General features: G+C 60.3%; 29 protein-coding genes. 28 read left to right on the top strand and 1 reads right to left on the bottom strand.

The genetic code is table 11. From position 1 onward, the window contains the following. The first annotated feature begins 414 nt into the window (after positions 1 to 414). The 13 genes from HDC35_RS03395 (at position 415) to HDC35_RS03335 (ending at position 4,629) form a co-directional block, all read left to right on the top strand. Positions 415 to 657, top strand: a complete 243-nt coding sequence (locus HDC35_RS03395) for a hypothetical protein (RefSeq protein ID WP_184643621.1) — start codon at positions 415 to 417, stop codon at positions 655 to 657. Between the two features lie 150 nt (positions 658 to 807). Continuing rightward, entirely contained in the window at positions 808 to 1,140 is a 333-nt protein-coding gene (locus HDC35_RS03390) for a hypothetical protein (RefSeq protein WP_184643619.1), read from the top strand. Continuing rightward, positions 1,137 to 1,328, top strand: a complete 192-nt coding sequence (locus HDC35_RS03385; RefSeq protein WP_184643617.1) for a hypothetical protein — start codon at positions 1,137 to 1,139, stop codon at positions 1,326 to 1,328. Before HDC35_RS03390 ends, HDC35_RS03385 begins: the two co-directional genes overlap by 4 nt. Continuing rightward, positions 1,325 to 1,486 (top strand): hypothetical protein, encoded by a 162-nt coding sequence (locus tag HDC35_RS03380; RefSeq protein WP_184643615.1) that lies wholly within the window; start codon positions 1,325 to 1,327, stop codon positions 1,484 to 1,486. Before HDC35_RS03385 ends, HDC35_RS03380 begins: the two co-directional genes overlap by 4 nt. Then, entirely contained in the window at positions 1,483 to 1,857 is a 375-nt protein-coding gene (locus tag HDC35_RS19800; protein WP_184643613.1) for a Myb-like DNA-binding domain-containing protein, read from the top strand. The genes HDC35_RS03380 and HDC35_RS19800 overlap by 4 nt, the downstream gene beginning before the upstream one ends. Next, positions 1,854 to 2,072 carry a hypothetical protein gene (locus HDC35_RS03370; RefSeq protein WP_184643611.1) on the top strand — a complete coding sequence of 73 codons (219 nt, stop codon included), beginning with the start codon at positions 1,854 to 1,856 and terminating at the stop codon, positions 2,070 to 2,072. Before HDC35_RS19800 ends, HDC35_RS03370 begins: the two co-directional genes overlap by 4 nt. Beyond that, a complete protein-coding gene (locus tag HDC35_RS03365; protein ID WP_184643609.1) occupies positions 2,069 to 2,320 on the top strand; it encodes a helix-turn-helix domain-containing protein in 252 nt (83 codons plus the stop codon). Before HDC35_RS03370 ends, HDC35_RS03365 begins: the two co-directional genes overlap by 4 nt. Positions 2,321 to 2,325: 5 nt before the next feature. Further along, complete coding sequence (locus HDC35_RS03360) at positions 2,326 to 2,667, top strand: endodeoxyribonuclease RusA (protein ID WP_184643607.1); 342 nt, start codon at positions 2,326 to 2,328, stop codon at positions 2,665 to 2,667. Further along, positions 2,664 to 3,056, top strand: coding sequence for a GIY-YIG nuclease family protein (locus tag HDC35_RS03355; protein ID WP_184643605.1), 393 nt, complete (start codon positions 2,664 to 2,666; stop codon positions 3,054 to 3,056). Before HDC35_RS03360 ends, HDC35_RS03355 begins: the two co-directional genes overlap by 4 nt. Then, on the top strand, positions 3,053 to 3,643 hold the full coding sequence (locus HDC35_RS03350; RefSeq protein ID WP_184643603.1) for a hypothetical protein: 591 nt from the start codon (positions 3,053 to 3,055) through the stop codon (positions 3,641 to 3,643). Before HDC35_RS03355 ends, HDC35_RS03350 begins: the two co-directional genes overlap by 4 nt. A gap of 4 nt (positions 3,644 to 3,647) precedes the next feature. Beyond that, a complete protein-coding gene (locus HDC35_RS03345; protein WP_184643601.1) occupies positions 3,648 to 3,995 on the top strand; it encodes a hypothetical protein in 348 nt (115 codons plus the stop codon). 182 nt (positions 3,996 to 4,177) lie between these two features. Beyond that, entirely contained in the window at positions 4,178 to 4,375 is a 198-nt protein-coding gene (locus HDC35_RS03340; protein ID WP_184643599.1) for a hypothetical protein, read from the top strand. Continuing rightward, entirely contained in the window at positions 4,372 to 4,629 is a 258-nt protein-coding gene (locus HDC35_RS03335) for a hypothetical protein (RefSeq protein WP_184643597.1), read from the top strand. Before HDC35_RS03340 ends, HDC35_RS03335 begins: the two co-directional genes overlap by 4 nt. Before the next feature lie 387 nt (positions 4,630 to 5,016). On the opposite strand, the gene HDC35_RS19545 is transcribed toward HDC35_RS03335, so the two are convergent. Further along, positions 5,017 to 5,148: a hypothetical protein gene (locus tag HDC35_RS19545; protein ID WP_260397470.1), complete on the bottom strand. Its 132-nt coding sequence runs from the start codon at positions 5,146 to 5,148 to the stop codon at positions 5,017 to 5,019. A 926-nt stretch (positions 5,149 to 6,074) separates the two neighbouring features. On the opposite strand from HDC35_RS19545, the gene HDC35_RS03330 reads away from it, so the two are divergent. The 15 genes from HDC35_RS03330 to HDC35_RS03265 all read left to right on the top strand — a co-directional run bounded on the left by HDC35_RS03330 (position 6,075) and on the right by HDC35_RS03265 (position 16,389). Beyond that, positions 6,075 to 6,500, top strand: coding sequence for a terminase small subunit protein (locus HDC35_RS03330; protein ID WP_184643595.1), 426 nt, complete (start codon positions 6,075 to 6,077; stop codon positions 6,498 to 6,500). Next, entirely contained in the window at positions 6,497 to 7,828 is a 1,332-nt protein-coding gene (locus tag HDC35_RS03325; protein ID WP_221438073.1) for a PBSX family phage terminase large subunit, read from the top strand. The genes HDC35_RS03330 and HDC35_RS03325 overlap by 4 nt, the downstream gene beginning before the upstream one ends. After that, positions 7,828 to 8,277, top strand: a complete 450-nt coding sequence (locus HDC35_RS19495; RefSeq protein WP_221438072.1) for a hypothetical protein — start codon at positions 7,828 to 7,830, stop codon at positions 8,275 to 8,277. The genes HDC35_RS03325 and HDC35_RS19495 overlap by 1 nt, the downstream gene beginning before the upstream one ends. Further along, entirely contained in the window at positions 8,277 to 8,651 is a 375-nt protein-coding gene (locus HDC35_RS03320; RefSeq protein ID WP_184643593.1) for a hypothetical protein, read from the top strand. Before HDC35_RS19495 ends, HDC35_RS03320 begins: the two co-directional genes overlap by 1 nt. 1 nt (position 8,652) lies before the next feature. After that, on the top strand, positions 8,653 to 10,791 hold the full coding sequence (locus tag HDC35_RS03315) for a collagen-like protein (RefSeq protein WP_184643591.1): 2,139 nt from the start codon (positions 8,653 to 8,655) through the stop codon (positions 10,789 to 10,791). A 32-nt stretch (positions 10,792 to 10,823) separates the two neighbouring features. After that, entirely contained in the window at positions 10,824 to 10,994 is a 171-nt protein-coding gene (locus tag HDC35_RS03310) for a hypothetical protein (protein ID WP_184643589.1), read from the top strand. Between the two features lie 105 nt (positions 10,995 to 11,099). After that, complete coding sequence (locus HDC35_RS03305) at positions 11,100 to 11,426, top strand: co-chaperone GroES (protein ID WP_184643587.1); 327 nt, start codon at positions 11,100 to 11,102, stop codon at positions 11,424 to 11,426. 14 nt (positions 11,427 to 11,440) lie between these two features. Beyond that, entirely contained in the window at positions 11,441 to 12,244 is an 804-nt protein-coding gene (locus HDC35_RS03300) for a hypothetical protein (RefSeq protein ID WP_184643585.1), read from the top strand. A gap of 2 nt (positions 12,245 to 12,246) precedes the next feature. Further along, positions 12,247 to 12,735 carry a hypothetical protein gene (locus HDC35_RS03295; RefSeq protein ID WP_184643583.1) on the top strand — a complete coding sequence of 163 codons (489 nt, stop codon included), beginning with the start codon at positions 12,247 to 12,249 and terminating at the stop codon, positions 12,733 to 12,735. Between the two features lie 83 nt (positions 12,736 to 12,818). Continuing rightward, entirely contained in the window at positions 12,819 to 13,394 is a 576-nt protein-coding gene (locus HDC35_RS03290) for a hypothetical protein (protein WP_184643581.1), read from the top strand. A 14-nt stretch (positions 13,395 to 13,408) separates the two neighbouring features. After that, positions 13,409 to 14,317, top strand: coding sequence for a hypothetical protein (locus HDC35_RS03285; RefSeq protein WP_184643579.1), 909 nt, complete (start codon positions 13,409 to 13,411; stop codon positions 14,315 to 14,317). Positions 14,318 to 14,400: 83 nt separating this feature from the next. Then, entirely contained in the window at positions 14,401 to 14,598 is a 198-nt protein-coding gene (locus HDC35_RS03280; RefSeq protein ID WP_184643577.1) for a hypothetical protein, read from the top strand. Positions 14,599 to 14,739: 141 nt separating this feature from the next. Further along, positions 14,740 to 15,222 (top strand): hypothetical protein, encoded by a 483-nt coding sequence (locus tag HDC35_RS03275; RefSeq protein WP_184643575.1) that lies wholly within the window; start codon positions 14,740 to 14,742, stop codon positions 15,220 to 15,222. After that, positions 15,222 to 15,983 (top strand): hypothetical protein, encoded by a 762-nt coding sequence (locus HDC35_RS03270; protein WP_184643573.1) that lies wholly within the window; start codon positions 15,222 to 15,224, stop codon positions 15,981 to 15,983. Before HDC35_RS03275 ends, HDC35_RS03270 begins: the two co-directional genes overlap by 1 nt. 1 nt (position 15,984) lies before the next feature. Next, entirely contained in the window at positions 15,985 to 16,389 is a 405-nt protein-coding gene (locus HDC35_RS03265; RefSeq protein ID WP_184643571.1) for a hypothetical protein, read from the top strand. The last annotated feature ends 2 nt before the right edge of the window (positions 16,390 to 16,391 follow it).

Here is a 16,391-nt window from a genome sequence, read left to right as displayed (position 1 = left end):
AGCCAACAGGTAGGCGGTGTCTCGGTGAATATCCGCATCGGTCATTTGGACCGGATGCCGGTTTGCGCTCGCTGCGGGAAATACCTCTGCGGCTGCACTGACGCCGAGTTCAAGGGGTCGGGCAAATGAGCCGGGCGCCCGTAAAGCACGAAATCCATTCCCAGCGCGTCCCCACAGTCTCCGCGCTGGCGGAGCGGGTCGATACGTCCACTGTGTCGGCCCGCTCTAGCCGTGTCGTGATGATCGGCGGGGGTGTCAGCCTTCCGTTCGAGTTTTTCCATGCCGCCGCATCTGGCGAGCAATTCGCACCTTCGCAACCAGCCAAATCTTAGCGTCCCATAACGGGGTTAACGCCCCGCAATTCGTTAATTCTTATTTACTTTCTTTCGTAACCATATGGAAAGGCAATCAAAAATGACCGAGCCAACCATGGTAGCCATCTGCGGAGGCTTGTTTATCGCTTCGCTCGGATGGGCGGTCTGGCGCGTGGAGACTATGCTTCATGGCCGCTGGGGAGACGCCGTCCTCGCCCACACCCGCGTCACCGATGCATTGAACGCCACTCGCGCCCGCATCGACCGTCTCAAGGACATCGCCAGCAACCAGCAATCCGTGAAGTCGCGGCGCATCATCGCTGTGCTGGAGGGCGACCAGTGAGCGCGCCCGACAAAATCACGACCGCGAAGCTAGCCGCTCTCCGCGCTCGTCTCGACCAAGGCGGCACCATCAACCCCGAAACGCTCAGCCAATCCTACGGCCTGCCTCTGGCGCTCGTGGAAGCGGAAGTGCGTGACCATGGAGGACCATATGGCAAGAAAGGCTGACAAGGAACGCGCGGAAGAATTGGCCCGCCTTGAGGTGAGCGCGGAAGAGCATCTGCTTGGCGGCGCGACATTGAGCGCGACATGGGACTATCTGCGGGGCGGCCCACTGACCCGAAAGCGGCTCGTCGAGATTCGCGATACCATCTTTCGCAAACTGGCGCACCCCGACCGCCTCAAGGCGCTTGCCGATGGCCCGCTGCTCAACGCCAATGCTGTAGTTCGCTATCGCCACGCCCGCCCCCGCGTCAAGCGTCCCAAGATCGAGCAGCTCTCCATCCTCGATATAGTCGATGGGCATATGGGCCGCGCAGCATGAGCGCGAAAGACCGCATCATTCACGAGAACGGGAAGTTCTGGGTCTGCCGCGTCGGCAAGGGCCATTACGAGGTTCTCGAGAACGTCGGCTGCGGCTCCACTCGTCGCGGCACGTTCCATTTCAGCAACCGGCCTGAGTATGCGCTGGGCCGCGCCATTTCCGATTGTGTCCGGAGGGCCGAAGCATGACCCGCTGGTTCGCCCGCACATGGTTCCGCATCCGCATGCTGCGCTTCCGGCGTGCCCCGGTTAATCCGCGCGCGTCGGACGGCCGGTTTTTATCCCGCAAGCACTGGCGCCTTGTCCAGATGGGACGCGACGACCTTGTAGAGAGGTTGCAGCGGTGAACCATATCGACGCCATCATTTTGGGTCGACTGTACGAGCGCCCTCAATGGCTCAAGTCGCTCGTCGCGGCCCGTCCGCGCGTCAAGGCGCTTGTCGATGCCGGTCTGGCTGAGCGTGTCCGCCCCTGTCCGCAGGGCGCCCGCAACATGGTCCAGATCACGCCGCGCGGGATCGACGCAATCGAACAACATTGGGGAGAACCCGTCATGGAAGAACGCCCTTGGACAAAGGATGAAGACGACACGCTCGCAGAGATGATGTCGGAAGGTAAGGGGCATCGCACGATAGCCAAGGCAATGGGCCGCACGTCCGATTCCGTGAAGGGCCGTTGGCGCAAGATTGTCCGCTCGATGGGGTGGCAGGCGCAATGATCGTCCGCAATCACCAGAGCGAGGCGCGCCGCCCCTTGAAGCCACTGGTCCCCGCCGCCGTGCCGAAAGAGCGCGTCCAACGCCGATGGTCCGAATACGAGATCATGCAGCTCAAGGACTATCTCGCGCAGGGTTATCGCTTTTCACGCATCGCAAAGAAGCTCGGCCGCAGCCGCAATTCGGTGATTGGCTATGCGTGGCGGAACTGCCGATGATCCCCACCTGGTACACCCCGCCACCTTACATCGCGATAACCGACCGGGAGCTTGTCGCCCATATCGCTCGCGTCCACAGCATGACGGCTGCCGACCTGATCGGCCCTGCCAAGCATCGCGCTGTGTGCATCGTTCGCTGGCGCGCCATGAAGGCGCTGAGGGACAAGGGGCGCTCGCTTTCGTCGATAGCCCGCACCTTTAACCGCGACCATTCGAGCGTGTCCTACGCACTGCGGAGGGCGGGGTGATAGAGTTGCCATGGCCTCCCGCAATCCTGTCGCCCAATAACCGCTCGCATTGGGCGCGTAAGCTGTCGCCCAAGCAAACCTATCGCCTCAACTGCTACATGCTTACCAAGGGCTATCTCGCGACCGCACGCCACTGGCGCCCGTCGCCTGACTGCCCACTGCCGGTGAAGATCATATTCCACCCGCCCGACCGCCGTCACCGCGACGACGACAACATGATCAGCTCGTTCAAGTCGGGCCGTGACGGCATGGCTGACGCGCTCGGAATCAACGACCGGATGCTTCGCCCTGAATACCATTTCCGCGACCCCATCAAGGGCGGCGCTGTCATCGTGGAGGTCGAATGAGCGAGGCAGTCATCTGGACCGATGCCATGCTGGCAGAGAACTTTGTGAAGGGCGTCGAGTTAGGCGTAAATTCCTACGGCGACATATCGCGCTATGAGAATGTTTACGGTCCCGCGGAAGGATTCGTCTACTTCGCTTATATCGGCGCCAACCAACCGGTTTACCTGAAAATCGGGTTCTCGAAATACGATCCGCGCAAGCGGCTCAAGAATCTTCAGACTGGCTGCCCATTCCCGATCAAGATGCTCGGCTTCGTTTTCGGACGAATGGCACAAGAAGCGGAACTGCACGACGTTCTGAGCGAGTATCGTGTCCAGGGCGAGTGGTTCGATTACTCTGATTACGTCGAGCGCGTTGTTCGCGACCAGCTCGATAGCGAGGCTATATGAGTCTCTCGCCAGCCGTTATAGATGCTCTGGTCGCTGCTGGCGCGACAGTGGAGATGCTCGCCGCTGCTGTGAAGGCAGACATGGCAGAAGCCGACGCGCGCCTTGCTGCGAAACGCGCCAAGGACGCCGCGCGCCAACGGAAACACCGCGGAACCGATGCTGTGTCACGCGATGTCACTGTGACAGAGTGTGACACCGAGGACGTCACAAATCAGCCCCTTTCCCGCCCCCCCAATGAAATAAATTCTAACCCCCCCACCCAAACCCGGGAAAAACAAACACCGCGCGCACGAGGGGCCACGATCCCGGCTGATTGGAAACCCCAGCCGTTCGGTGTCGGGACAGCGGCGAGGGCGATTGTTGATGGCTGGCCTCCCGGCGTGCTCGACGAGCAGGCGGAGCATTTCGCTTCGCACCATCGGGCCAAGGGCACGGTGAGCAAGGATTGGCACGATAGCTGGTCAACATGGGTCCACAACAGCAAGCGTTTCAAGGGATTTGGAAATGGACAATCGAAACAACCTTCCCGCGGCGGATCAACGAGAGACGCAGCCCAGCTCGCCCTCTCGCGAATGGGCTGCGGCTGAGGGCTTGATCCCCCAGCTGGCGGCCTGTCTGGCACTGGTCCGCCCGGTTTCGATGACCGAGGACGCGGCGGCCGAATGGCTTGCGGTGGCCGCGTCAGAATTGTCGGGGTATCTCCGCATTTCGGTGGAAGCTGGGCTATCCGATGCCCGCCAACGCTGCACGCACCATGGGCAGATCGTCCCGCACGTCATCAAATACATGGAAGCATCGAATACCTGGCGCCTTGGCAAGCCGCTGGAACGCCGCCTGCCGGGCAATGGACGGGCGAAGGCGCTTCCGTCGCCACAGGCGCAAGCGATCATCGGACAGGCAACGCGCGCGCTGACCCGCCACCCCGGCCATGCCGACTGACTGGCAGGAAACCAACTGGACACCTCCCACTGCCGAAAAGGTCAAAGTGCTGTGGCGAGAAGGAAGCGAGAGCAAATGGGAATACCAACCGAAACAGCTTGTGTGGACCGATCGCGGGGAGCCGTTCGATGTGACGCACTGGCGGGCGTCGTGACCGCAATCAATAACGGGAGACCAAAGGGATGAGCGACAAGCAGTACAAGCATCGGTTCCGGCTCGAAATGCGCATCGGGCAAGACCAGCGCCAAATCGACGCCGACAGCTACGCCTTTAGCGACTGCTGGATGATCTTCTATCGCGGCAACCCGCAGGGCGGCCAGCCGAAGGAATTTTGGCGCGTCAAGACCGATGACGTCGTGTGCATGGAAACCAAGGCATGACCAACATCGTCGAGATCATCGCGCGGGCTATGGTCGGCAAAGGGCTGGCCCCGCATTCGTCCACACTCAAGAAGGCGGCCGCCGTCCAGCGCGCCCTTCACGATGCTGGCTATGCGATTGTGCCGCTGGAGCCAACCGAGGCGATGCGCACTTCCGGGGGCGAGTCCATGCAAGCGGCACGAGAGGACGATTGGCGCGACGACGCATCCGACATCTACCGCGCCATGATCAACGCTGGAAAGGGGGAGGGATAATGTTCTTTCGCAGCAAATACCGGGACTATGCGACAGCGGCGGAAATCTGCGCTTCGGGGATAAGCCCTGAACGGTATCTCCGCTCCGTTTCGTCGCTAGTTGCAGATCGCGCCGGGTGCACTGCTCGTGAGGTTCGGATCACAAACCACGTGCACGCGATGGTTACGGAGTTCGAGGCTGTTTTCGACAGCTCGCGATGGACGGGAAGGGGCGAGGGATGAGCTTGGGGTTCCTGATTTTCGGAGGCTGCTTAGCTCTTGGCGGCGTTGCTGTCTATGACGCCTTCGGCGCAGAGGCGAATTATAGCCGACCGCGATATTTGCTGGCTGCATTCATCGTCTTGTGCGGGCTTGCTGGTATCAGCGCGGGGGTGCTCGCATGACCAATTCAATCTGGCAACGTCTGGGCGATTTGTTCGCGCCGCGCGTCACGGTCACGAAAAGCTTTACCGTCCACATGGACGGCAAGCAATCTCGCGGCCCGATTGGCCTCGTCATAGACGAAGAGGAGCATCGGCACGAATCTATCCCTGATGCAGTTGCTCATTGCCGAAGATATTTCATGTCTGGAGGTCGCGGGTCCTGTGTCATTCACCAAGATCATCTCATTTACACGGTCAATATATCTCCGTCATGGAACGGGAAGGGGTTGCCATAATGGCAAGAGGGTTCCGCGCGCTTTGGCTGTTTCACCGCAACCGAATTTCATTCTGGAAATGGTGGTGGTGGAGACCACACATCACACGCGGGAAGCTATCGACCGGCGCGTTTGAAGGGTGGCATCTGACATGGGGAGCGTTTCACTTGTGGAGCGTAATCGGCCACGACGGGAAGCGTAGCAAAGGATGGGGGTGGCGGTAATGGCAAGAGGCCGCCCCTCTGGACAGATGACGCACAGGCGCCGGCAGGTGCTTGAGGAGTATATCGACGCTGCGCAGGACGGCGAACGCATCTCACTTGCTCGCCTCGCCCGCCGCTGCGGCTTGTATGACTATCGGGAAGCGCGTAGGATCGTGGCGGACTTGCAAAAGATCGGGGTGATATGAGCATTTTGAAAAAATCTCAGGCAGCCGTTTATCTATATGTTGGCTTCGTTGCCCCCCTGACCCCTAAACAGAGATGGAAGCTCCTGAATCATATTATACGTTACATAAGGCGTTATCCTGATCGTGATCCTCCCGCCATGGCGGACTTGCAGAAGCTGGGCGCTATATGATCGAAGACTATGGGACCCCGCGCTATGCGACGATATTTTGGCATGTCGCTTATGCCCCCGCAATGACGCCGAAAGAACGTTGGAAGCGCCAGCGCAGTCGTGAGCGCTTCATAAAGCGCTATCCGGATCGCGAGCCCCCAATTCTCTGGGCGTGATTTAATCCCCCGTTATGAAGCCCCCTGACATGCTGTACATGGACTGCCGAGCTATTAGTCAGGAGCGCTCGGTAAATGCCTGCGGGACGGCCATCGGATTACAGCAAAGACATCGCCGCCGAGATTTGCGAGCGCCTTGCCGACGGTAACAGCCTGCGCTCCATATGCCGCGATGACAACATGCCAGACAAGGGAACCGTGTTCCGCTGGCTGGCCGCTCATGAAGAATTTCGCGACCAATACACTTGCGCGCGTGAAGCCCAAGCCGACACGCTTTTCGACGAGATGCTCGATATTGCCGACGACGCCAGCAAGGACGTCATCGAAGGGGCGGCGGACCCCGAGCATATCCAGCGCACGAAGCTGCGCATCGAAACACGGAAATGGATGGCGGGCAAACTCCGCCCCAAGAAATACGGCGACAAGATCGAGCACGAACACAGCGGGCACCTGAATCATACGGTCAGCAAGATCGAGCTTGTCGGGGTCACCCCCGAATGACGGTCGCGCAGATCAAGATACCCGCAAAGCTCGTCCCTGTGTTCGAAGGTGAAGCGGACGTGCGGGGCTCGCATGGCGGGCGTGGTTCTGCAAAGACGCGCACCTTCGCCAAGATGACAGCGGTTCGCGCCCATATGTGGGACGTGGCAGGCCGAGAGGGGATCATCCTCTGCGCTCGCCAGTTCATGAACAGCCTCGCGGATTCATCGCTCGAAGAGATCAAGGCCGCGATCCGGGATGAGCCTTGGTTAGCCGAGCATTTCGATATCGGTGAAACCTATATCCGCACAAAGAGCGGGCGCATCTCCTATTCGTTTGTCGGCCTTGCCCGCAACCTGAACAGCATCAAATCGAAGTCCCGCATCCTGTTGGCTTGGGTCGAAGAGGCAGAGCCGGTCACTGAGGAGGCGTGGGTCAAACTCATCCCGACGCTGCGCGAAGAGGATAGCGAGCTGTGGATAACATGGAACCCGGAACGCAAGAAGTCCGCGACAAACAAGCGCTTCCATCCGGCCTGCAACGACAACGACGATCCGCGCGTCAAGATCGTGGAGATGAACTGGAGGGATAATCCGTGGTTCCCCGACATTCTCAACCGCGTGCGTCTCAAGGACCAGGTTGAGCGCCCCGACCAGTATCAGCACATATGGGAGGGTGATTTTATCACCTTCGCAGAGGGCGCCTATTATGCAGCCCAACTGAACGTCGCGAAAGAGCGGGGCCGCATTGGACAGCTAGACCCCGATCCGCTGATGACCCTGTGGGCCGTGTGGGACATCGGCGGAACCGGCGCGAAGGCGGACGCTACATCTATCTGGATCGTGCAGTTCATCGGGGAGGCAGTGTGGCTTCTCGATTATTACGAGGCGAAGGGTCAACCTCTAGCCACGCATGTCAACTGGCTGCGCGAGAGCGGTTACGAAAAGGCTCATTGCGTCCTTCCCCATGACGGAGCGGCTCATGAGAAAGTCGCCAAGACGACGTACGAAGGGGCGCTGCGCGAAGCGGGCTTCGAGACGATAGTTATTCCCAATCAGGGCGCTGGTGCTGCCATGCGGCGCGTGGAGGCTGCTCGCCGCCTGTTCCCGCAGATGTATTTCGACGCTGAGTATTGCGAAGCCGGTATCGAGGCCATCGGCTGGTATCACGAAAAGCAGGACGAGGAGCGCGGCGTCGGCCTTGGGCCGAACCATGACTGGTCAAGCCACGGGGCCGATGCATTCGGACTGATCGCGGTTGCTCGCCCGATCATCCTCAACATTCCCGACAACGACAACGACGATTGGGACGAGCGGCAAGGCGGCCGCTCCAGCGTGACGGGGTATTGATGATGGCGAAATTCTCCCGCGAAATTCTCGACATGACCGATGACTGGTTCTCTTCGGGGGATGGGGAAAGTCTTGAATGCACGCTGGAAGCCATCGCCCACGACCTTGAGCGCAGGGTGGAACTTCTTGCTCCTTATGTTGCCTATAGCGGCGGTGCGACCACGGAACAGGGCAAAATTCACACTGTTTACGTGAACGGCGCGATCAAGCCTCAAGGCGCTTATGCTCGACGTATACAGTGCGCTGACCTGTCTAAGTCAGCGCAGATCGCTGCGATGCAAGCGGCCGCATCGTCCACCTATGAGTGCATCGTGGCAAACAAGCCGCCCGAAGCTGATTTGCTAATTTGGCGCGCCCGCCCCGAGGCCTCGCGCTGCCTCAAGTGCGATGGTCTGGACGTAAAAATCTACGCTCGTCTCGCTTGGGATAAATTCAAGGGCACCCAATAATGGCGACAGCGCCCAAAGCCGCGGCCGCGCTGGAGTATGTGGCGGACCTCACCAGGTATCGCGATGCGGTGTCATCGCGCCTGCTCGATAGGGCAAAACCCAACGTTAACTGGCCCGAAATCGCAGTCATTGGGGCTGACAATTTGCGCACTTTTTCGCTGGCATCGGCGTTGCGGGCAGAGGGTATCGCGGCGGTTGTCGTCAGTGACGCGCGCAAGGCCATGCGCGTCGATCCGGACTGGCTTTTGTATTCGGATACGCGGCGCATGAAGTCCTGCCACGATGATGGCGAGATATTCTTGTGCGCCGGGAGTGAGAGCGCGGGCGCGATGTTTGCCGTGAATTGCGGCTATCTTCCAAGCAGGGCCGATTGACATGGCAACAGCATTTGAACTCGACGACGAACAGGCCGAGGACGCTCCCGAGCTGACGGACACGCTCTCGCTTGAGAAAATCCTGTCGGGCAAAAATCTTGCCGAAATGCTGACGAGCAGCGCGCTTGGGACAATCGGGCAGCGCGTCATTCGCGACGTGGAGATCGACGAAATCAGCCGTGGCGGTGGGTCCATTCAGGATGATGGCGGCGACGGCTGGCTGTCTCGCTATGAAAACTCTCTCAAGATCGCGATGCAGGTGCGGGAGGACAAGACGTTCCCTTGGCCCAAGGCGAGCAATGTCAAATATCCGCTGCTGACAACGGCATCGGTGCAGTTTCAGGCGCGCGCATACCCCGCGATCGTTGACGGCTCGAACCTCGTCAAGGGCCGGGTGCTCGGTCCCGACCCGACCGGCGACAAGAAAGCCCGAGCAGAGCGCATGGGCCAGCACATGACATGGCAGCTTCTCTACCGGATGCCGGGATGGGAAGAAGAGACCGACCGGATGCTGCTAATGCTCCCGATTGTCGGCTGTGTGTTCCGCAAGACATGGTATGATCCCATCGAGAACGCCAACCGCTCGGAGATGGTGAGCGCGAACGACTTCATCGTAAACTATTGGGCGAAGTCGCTGGAGAGCGCCCCGCGATATACGCAGGTGCTGCACTACTACCCCTATGAGGTGCAGGAGTTCATCGCGTCGGGCCAATGGTTGCCGGTCACGGTCGACGACGCGGACGGCAACGACGAGCAGGCGCTGGGCGAGTATTACGAGCAGCACTGTACGATAGATTTGGACGGCGACGGCTTCCCCGAGCATTACGTTGTCACCTGCACGAAGGAGGGCGAGATTGCCCGCATCGTGCCGTGCTTCGGGATCGAGGACGTTACGGTCTTTGCCATTGGGCAGAATTGGAAACTGTCGGAGGTTTTCGAGGCTGGACGTCCCGACTTGATCGAGCGCATCGTGCGGATCGAGCGGCGCCGCTACTTCACGAAATACGGGTTCATCCCGGCGCCCGATGGCAGCTTCTACGATATGGGCTTCGGCACGCTGCTGGGGGATATTTCGAGCGTCATCGACACGATGCTGAACCAGATGATCGACGCCGGGGCGTTGCAGAATGCGCAGGGCGGATTTGTCGGGTCTGGCGTTCAGGTGCGCGGCGGCAACATGCGGTTTGCCCTTGGCGAGTGGAAGCGCGTCGATGTGACCGGGGGGAGCCTCAAGGACAACATCGTTCCGATGAACGCCCCCGGACCGTCCGCGGTGCTGTTCAATCTGCTTGGTCTGTTGATCGAGTCCGCGAAGGAAATCACCTCCGTTCAGGACGTGCTTACAGGTGAGGGGTCTGCAAACCAGCCCGCCACCACGACGCTTGCCCTGATCGAGCAGGGGCAGAAGGTGATGACCGCGATCTTCAAGCGCATTCACCGCTCGTTCGGGCAAGAGCTTCGCGTGCTCCGCCGCCTCAACCGCGACTATCTGGACGATGAGGAATATTTCCAGCTCAACGACGAGGAGGCTGTCGAGATCGGCCGCGCGGATTACGCCGACGAGGATTTGGACGTCATCCCCGTAAGCGATCCGAGCCAAGTCAGCGACATGCAGAAGATCGTGCGGGCGGAAGCCGTGATGGGCATGTTCAACGGCGATATACTGATCAATCAGAAGAAGATTCGGGAAGACGCGCTGAACGCGTTGGGCGTGCGCGATGTGAAGGCATATTTCGAGGTGCCCCCACCGCAGCCCGATCCCGAAGCTATGGCGAAGATGGCCGATGCCGAAACGAAGGCCAAGGACGCGGAGAGCCGCCGCATGACGGCACAGGCGGGCGCGGCAAAGAGCTTCACGGATGCAGCGAAGAATCTCGCGGAGATTGGGCTGCTCCCGGACGCTGCGACGCTTGCCGCCCAAGCGGTTGAGGAATCACAAGAGGAGGATTTGAATGAGCCTGATGCGGGACAAGGGGACGTTCCAGGAATGGATGGACAACCCGGCGACGCAGGACTTCCTGACCTTCTTGCGGGAGCGCCAGACGGCCCTGTCGATGGCATGGGCGCGGGGTTCCCCGATGACGGTGGAGCAGCAGGGCCAAGCGGTCCTGCTGGGCCAGTTGGCGGACCTGTCGTTTGACGACGTCGAATTTCATTACGGAAAGGGGGCTGATGAACCCGCTTCCTGATGATGGCCTGACCGTGTGCGCTCAGTGGAAAATCCCGAAAGGGTCCATGTCCATGCGGTTCGAATGGAAAACAGAGGACGGCAAGGACGAGCTTGAGCGGCTGTTCGCCGGTGTTGTTCGACAGTTTGAAAGGGACATGACAAATGAAGGATGAACCTAAAAAGCAGCCCGTTCCGGCGACGGTGCGCGAGCAGATGGCGCGCGGCATCCCGCAGCGGAAGGCGGTTTCATATGCTGACCTGCCGAAGGAAAAGCGCAAATGAGCTTTGCGAACACCAGCGGCGTCAACGCAATGGACCTTCGCGTCATCGTCAAGCAGGACGGCATCGCGAAGAAGATCGGCAGCATCCACTTGCCGGACCAAGAGGTCGATAAGCTCAAATTCGCCGGCCAGAAAGGCACGCTCATTTCGGTGGGCGAAAATGCTTTCGAGGAAGCGAAAGCGCGCAGTCCTGTATTTGTGCGCCCCGCCCCCGGTGATCGGGTGATGTTCACCCTCTACGGCGGCACGAAGTTCAAGGGCGCGGACGGCGAAGAATATCTGTTCATGAACGACGCCGACATTCTCGGCAGGCTGGAGGAGTAGCCATGGCCACGCAGTTGGAGGAAGCGCCGGACGAAGGCGTTATCGGGGAACGGGATTTCGAGGAGGAAGCCCGTTCGCAGGGATGGACGCCGAAGGAGGACTTCAAGGGCAACCCCGAACAGTGGATCGACGCCGAAGCGTTCGTGAAGCGCGGCGAGAGCGTCATGCCGCTGCTGAAAAAGCAGAACCAGTCGCTCAAGGGGGAAATCGACTTCCTCAAGCGGCAGGTGAAGAAGCTCGCGCAGGCCGAGCAAAAGGCCTACGAGAGCGCGCTTGCCGATCTGAAATCGCAGGCCGAGGAAGCCGTGCAATACGGCGACGTCGAAGCCTATCGCAAGATCGACAAGAAGATCGACACGCTGCGCAAGGACATCGAGGACGAAGCTCAGAGCGACGATCCGGGGCTTGCCTTTGCGGAGTTCCGCGAAGCCAACGAATGGTACGACCTCGGCGGACTGGCGGGAGCCAGCGATAGCGAGCGCCGCGCTCGGGCCTTGGCCGACCGCATAGCCGACAAGCTGGCGGCGCAGGGGCTTCAGAAGGAATTGACGCCTTCGCAGTTTTTCCAGCGCGTTGCCGAGCAGGTGAAGGAGCAAATCCCGATGCTCGGCGGTGAGGCGAAGCAAGCGAAGCCGAAGCCGCCTTCCGATGTGGCCGGGGTGACGCGCCCCGGTGCCGGGAGAACGGCAAGGAACGGTGCCAATCTACCACCTGAAGCGAAGGCGCAGGCATTACGCTTCTTCGAACGCGGGATCATCAAGGCGAAAGACAAGGCGGAAGCCTTGGACAAGTTCGCCAAAGACTATGCTTGGGATTGAAAATGACCGAATATAAAACTCCTGTCCGTCGCGGGCGTCCGACCCGCAATCCGGTCGTCGAGCAGGCTGTGACCGCCGACGAAGCCCCGAAAGTCGAAGCGAGGGCCGATGGCAAAATCCCCGGTCGTCGTCGTCGTGCGAGTGTGGGCGGCCTCAATATGAAGCTCCAGGTGCCCGAGCGTCCGGGCTATCATCGTCACTGGTTCAACGATGTTCCGGGACGGCTTGCAATGGCCCATGAATTGGCGTATGATTTCGTCGAGGATCGGACTTTGAAGTCAGACAGTCCCGATACTCGTATACGTCGTCACGTAGGCACCATCGACGGCAACCCCCTCTACGCATATCTCATGGAAACCCCGCTCGAAGAATATGAGCGCGGTCAACGCGAGAAAGTGGAGGAAACCCGTGAGGTTGATAAAGCCATCGCAGCCGGGCGGGATTTGGACGGACGTGTTGAGAATCAATACGGCCACGGTTCAATCCGGTAGGTGATGGCGTGACACCCTGAGCCTGCCAAGGCTTCAAGGGTGCCACAATGGCTAACACTAATCAGGTGCGGGGATTTGTCCCCGTGAGCGATGCATATGGGGCGCCCTATAATGGGTCGGTCCGTGCATATTATCACGCGGCGTCTGACGCCACCCCCATTCTCATCGGCGATCTTGTAACCGAGACCGGCGTGTCTGAGTTCGTCATGCAGGGCGGGTTCAAGATGAGCTATTCTGTCGTTACGCGCGCCGCTACCGGCGACATCTTTCGAGGCGTCTGCATCGGTGTCCTCCCACAGACCCAGAACGACCCGATCTACGCGCCCGCTTCGACGGGTTGCGTTGTCTTGGTCGCGGACGACCCGAACGCACTGTTCCTCGTTCAGGAACAGAATACTGGCACGGCCCTTACCGCAAACGACGTCGGCCTGAACATCAACGTCGTGGTCAATGCTGGCAGCACCGTTACCGGCATGTCCGGCATGGCGCTGAACAACGGGACCGAGGCAGTCACCAACACGCTCGATCTCAAGATCATCGGCCAGTACCTCGCAGCGGACAATGACTTGGGTGCTGACACCAGCACCGGCGCCCTTCCGGGTCGCTTCCTCGTCCGCATCAACCGCCACCGCTTCGCGAACCAGGTCGCGGGTATTTAAGGGAGGGCTGACCAATGTCTGTAATTACCACTGGCAACGCGCCAAAACTCCTTTGGCCCGGACTGAACGCAGTTTGGGGGCAGGGATACGAAGAGCACGCCAAAGAATATACCGACATCTTCGAAATCGAGACGTCGGACAAGAACTACGAGGAAGACGTGGAAATGACCGGTTTCGGTCTGGCCCCCGTCAAGCTTCAGGGCGCTTCGATCATCTACGACACGGACAACCAGCAGACGGTGACGCGCTATCAGCACGTTGCCTATGCGCTGGGCTTCATTCTCACGGAAGAAGAGTTCGACGACAATCTGTATGAAAGCCGGGGCGTCAACCGCACCCGCGCTCTGGCGTTCTCCATGCGCCAGACCAAGGAGAATGTCGCTGCGAACATCTACAACCGAGGGTTTGACCCGGCTTATACCGGTGCAGATGGCCAGCCGCTGTTTTCGGTATCTCACCCCACCCTGTCGGGCACTCAGTCGAACCTTCTGACCGGCGCCGACATGTCGGAAGCGGCCATCGAGGACGGCTGCATCCAGATCATGCAGGCTCGCAACGCGCGTGGCCTCAAGATCGCCTTGATGCCGCGGTCGCTGCACTATGCGCCGACCAACGCATTCAACGCCGAGCGCATCCTGAAATCGGTTCTCCAGAACGACACCGCCGACAATGCGGTGAACGCGCTGCGGTCGATGGGGCTGTTCCCGGACGGAGGGAAGGTGAATCACTATTTCACCGACCCGGATGCGTGGTTCATGCGGACGAATATCCCGACTGCGGGGATGACGCTGTTCCAGCGCAAGAAGGCGACCTTCGCGCAGGATGGCGACTTCGACACGTCGAACCTGAAATACAAGGCATATGAGCGTTATTCCTGCGGGTGGAGCGACTTCCGCGCCGCCTACGGCAACGCTGGCGCCTGATTCCCCAAGGCGGGAGGGTATCCCCTTTCCCTCCCGCCGCTTTCTCCCACCGGTAACGGTGAAATAACGCCCGGAGATTTATCATGGCAAAGACGACTTTTTCAGGCCCCGTCAATTCGGTGAACGGCTTCGAAGACAATGGCGTCCCTGTGGACACGGCAGCCATTACGACGCTCGCCCCCGTAATCGCGGCGGTCGAAACCCCCGCCGCATATTCCGAGACGCCCGCTGATATTTCGGCAGCGCTGGTCGCCGCCGGTTTGATGGCTCCGTCCCCCTGATGAGGATCGAGGGCCGCGTTCGGCACGGAATGTATGTCATCACGTCGGCTAACGGCGTGGTGAAGGAAGTCCCGCTTAGTGAGGCCCGTAACGACAGCAAGCTCAAGGCCGCGATCAAGCGCAATTCATGGGAGCCGATTGATGGCGAATAGAATGGGTCCGAACGACTGGCGCAGCGCCTCACCGGTCAACGACGACGGCCACGTAGCGTGGGTCCAGCGGGTGGAGGTGTCCGGTTCGACCGGCACGTCTACCGTTGAAGGCGAAGGAACCGCCGGGACACCTGCCGGTGGTGTTCTTACCGTGCAGGGCGATCCATCCGGGACGCCTATTCCTGTCGTCATGGGGCGACCCGATACCGGCACGGTTTCCAGCGTTCCGAGCGGTACGGCATCGGTGGGCATCTTGTCGGCCAATCCGAACAGGCTTGGCGCGACGATCACGAACACCGACGCGAACACGCTGCGGCTGCTTCTTTCCACCGGCACTGCTTCGGCAACCAACTTCACGGTCGCGATCCAGAGCGATGGCTATTACGAGGTTCCGTTCGGCTATACCGGCGACATCGTGGGCATTTGGGACGCGGACGGGTCTGGCGCCGCGCTTGTGACCGAGTTCGGTTGATGGCGCTGTATAACCCTCTCCCGACGCTTCGCCAGCAGGCGTTCGACGCAAGCGGCACCTTCACCGTTCCCGCCGGGGTCAATCTCGTCTCTGTGACGATGACCAGCGGTGGCGGTGGCGGTGGTGGTGGCCATGCGACGGGCGGCGGCGGTGGCGGTGGTGGCGCTTCCGGTTCCATCGTCATGTTCCCGCTTCCTGTCACGCCGGGGGCGACGTTGACGGTTACTGTCGCTGCAGCCGGGGCGGCGGGGACCATTGGTGCGAACGGCGGTCAGGGCGGCGTCTCTCGCGTCACTGGCGGCAATATCGAATGTCCTGTTCCCCCTCCCGGCAATGGCGGTGCGGCTGGCGCAGCGACCAACGGCGGAAACGGCGGGAGCGCATCGGGCGCGGGTCTGTTTCCTTATGCGGGTGCGAACGGGGCGACGGGTGGTTCCGGCAACGGAGCGCCTTCGCCTGCTTTTGCTGGCAACGCGGCCCCCTTCTATGTGGATGGGGCGCCGGGGGGTTCGGGCGCGGGAACAAGCGGTACTGTCGGCGGTGGTAGCAGAAGCTATTTCGGTACTCCCTATCCGCAGGGCGGAACCGGGATCGGCGGGGGTGCCGGTGGCGGTTCGATGATGGCGGACGGCGGCGAAGGCGGGGATGAGACGGCAACCGGCACGGTCGGCGGCATCGGAGCAGGCGGGGGCGGGGGCGGCCAGAATGCCGAGGGTTCGGCTGGCGGACCCGGCAAGGTCGTCCTCTCGTGGATCGCCTGACATGCCTCTCTATAATCCCCCTGGTTCGGTCAATTATGACGACGTTCAGGGCACGCAAATCGGCACCTATTCGCCTGTTTTGTCAAATCTGCTGAATGTCGCGGAGACCGAGATATTTTCGGCCACCTATTTCAAATACGGAAATTTCGTCACGGTTATATGGGCATTTCGCGTGCGCGCCACTGTGGCAAGCGCTGAAACCAGTTTCGACTTTACCGTTCCGTTCGCGACCGATTTCAGCGGAACCACGCGAATGGCTGGGGTGGGGCAGACCGCCAATCCCGTCACACAGCAGGCGGGCTTGTTCGCAGCAAATTCCGTCACGGATCGCGGGTCTTTCAGATTCATGTCGGGGGTGGATACCCTAATCATTTTCTACGGCAATTACAGCTACATCATTCAGTAAGG

The organism is Sphingopyxis sp. JAI128 (genome assembly GCF_014207235.1).
Classification (GTDB): domain Bacteria; phylum Pseudomonadota; class Alphaproteobacteria; order Sphingomonadales; family Sphingomonadaceae; genus Sphingopyxis.
This window is presented reverse-complemented; position numbering and strand designations above follow the sequence as displayed.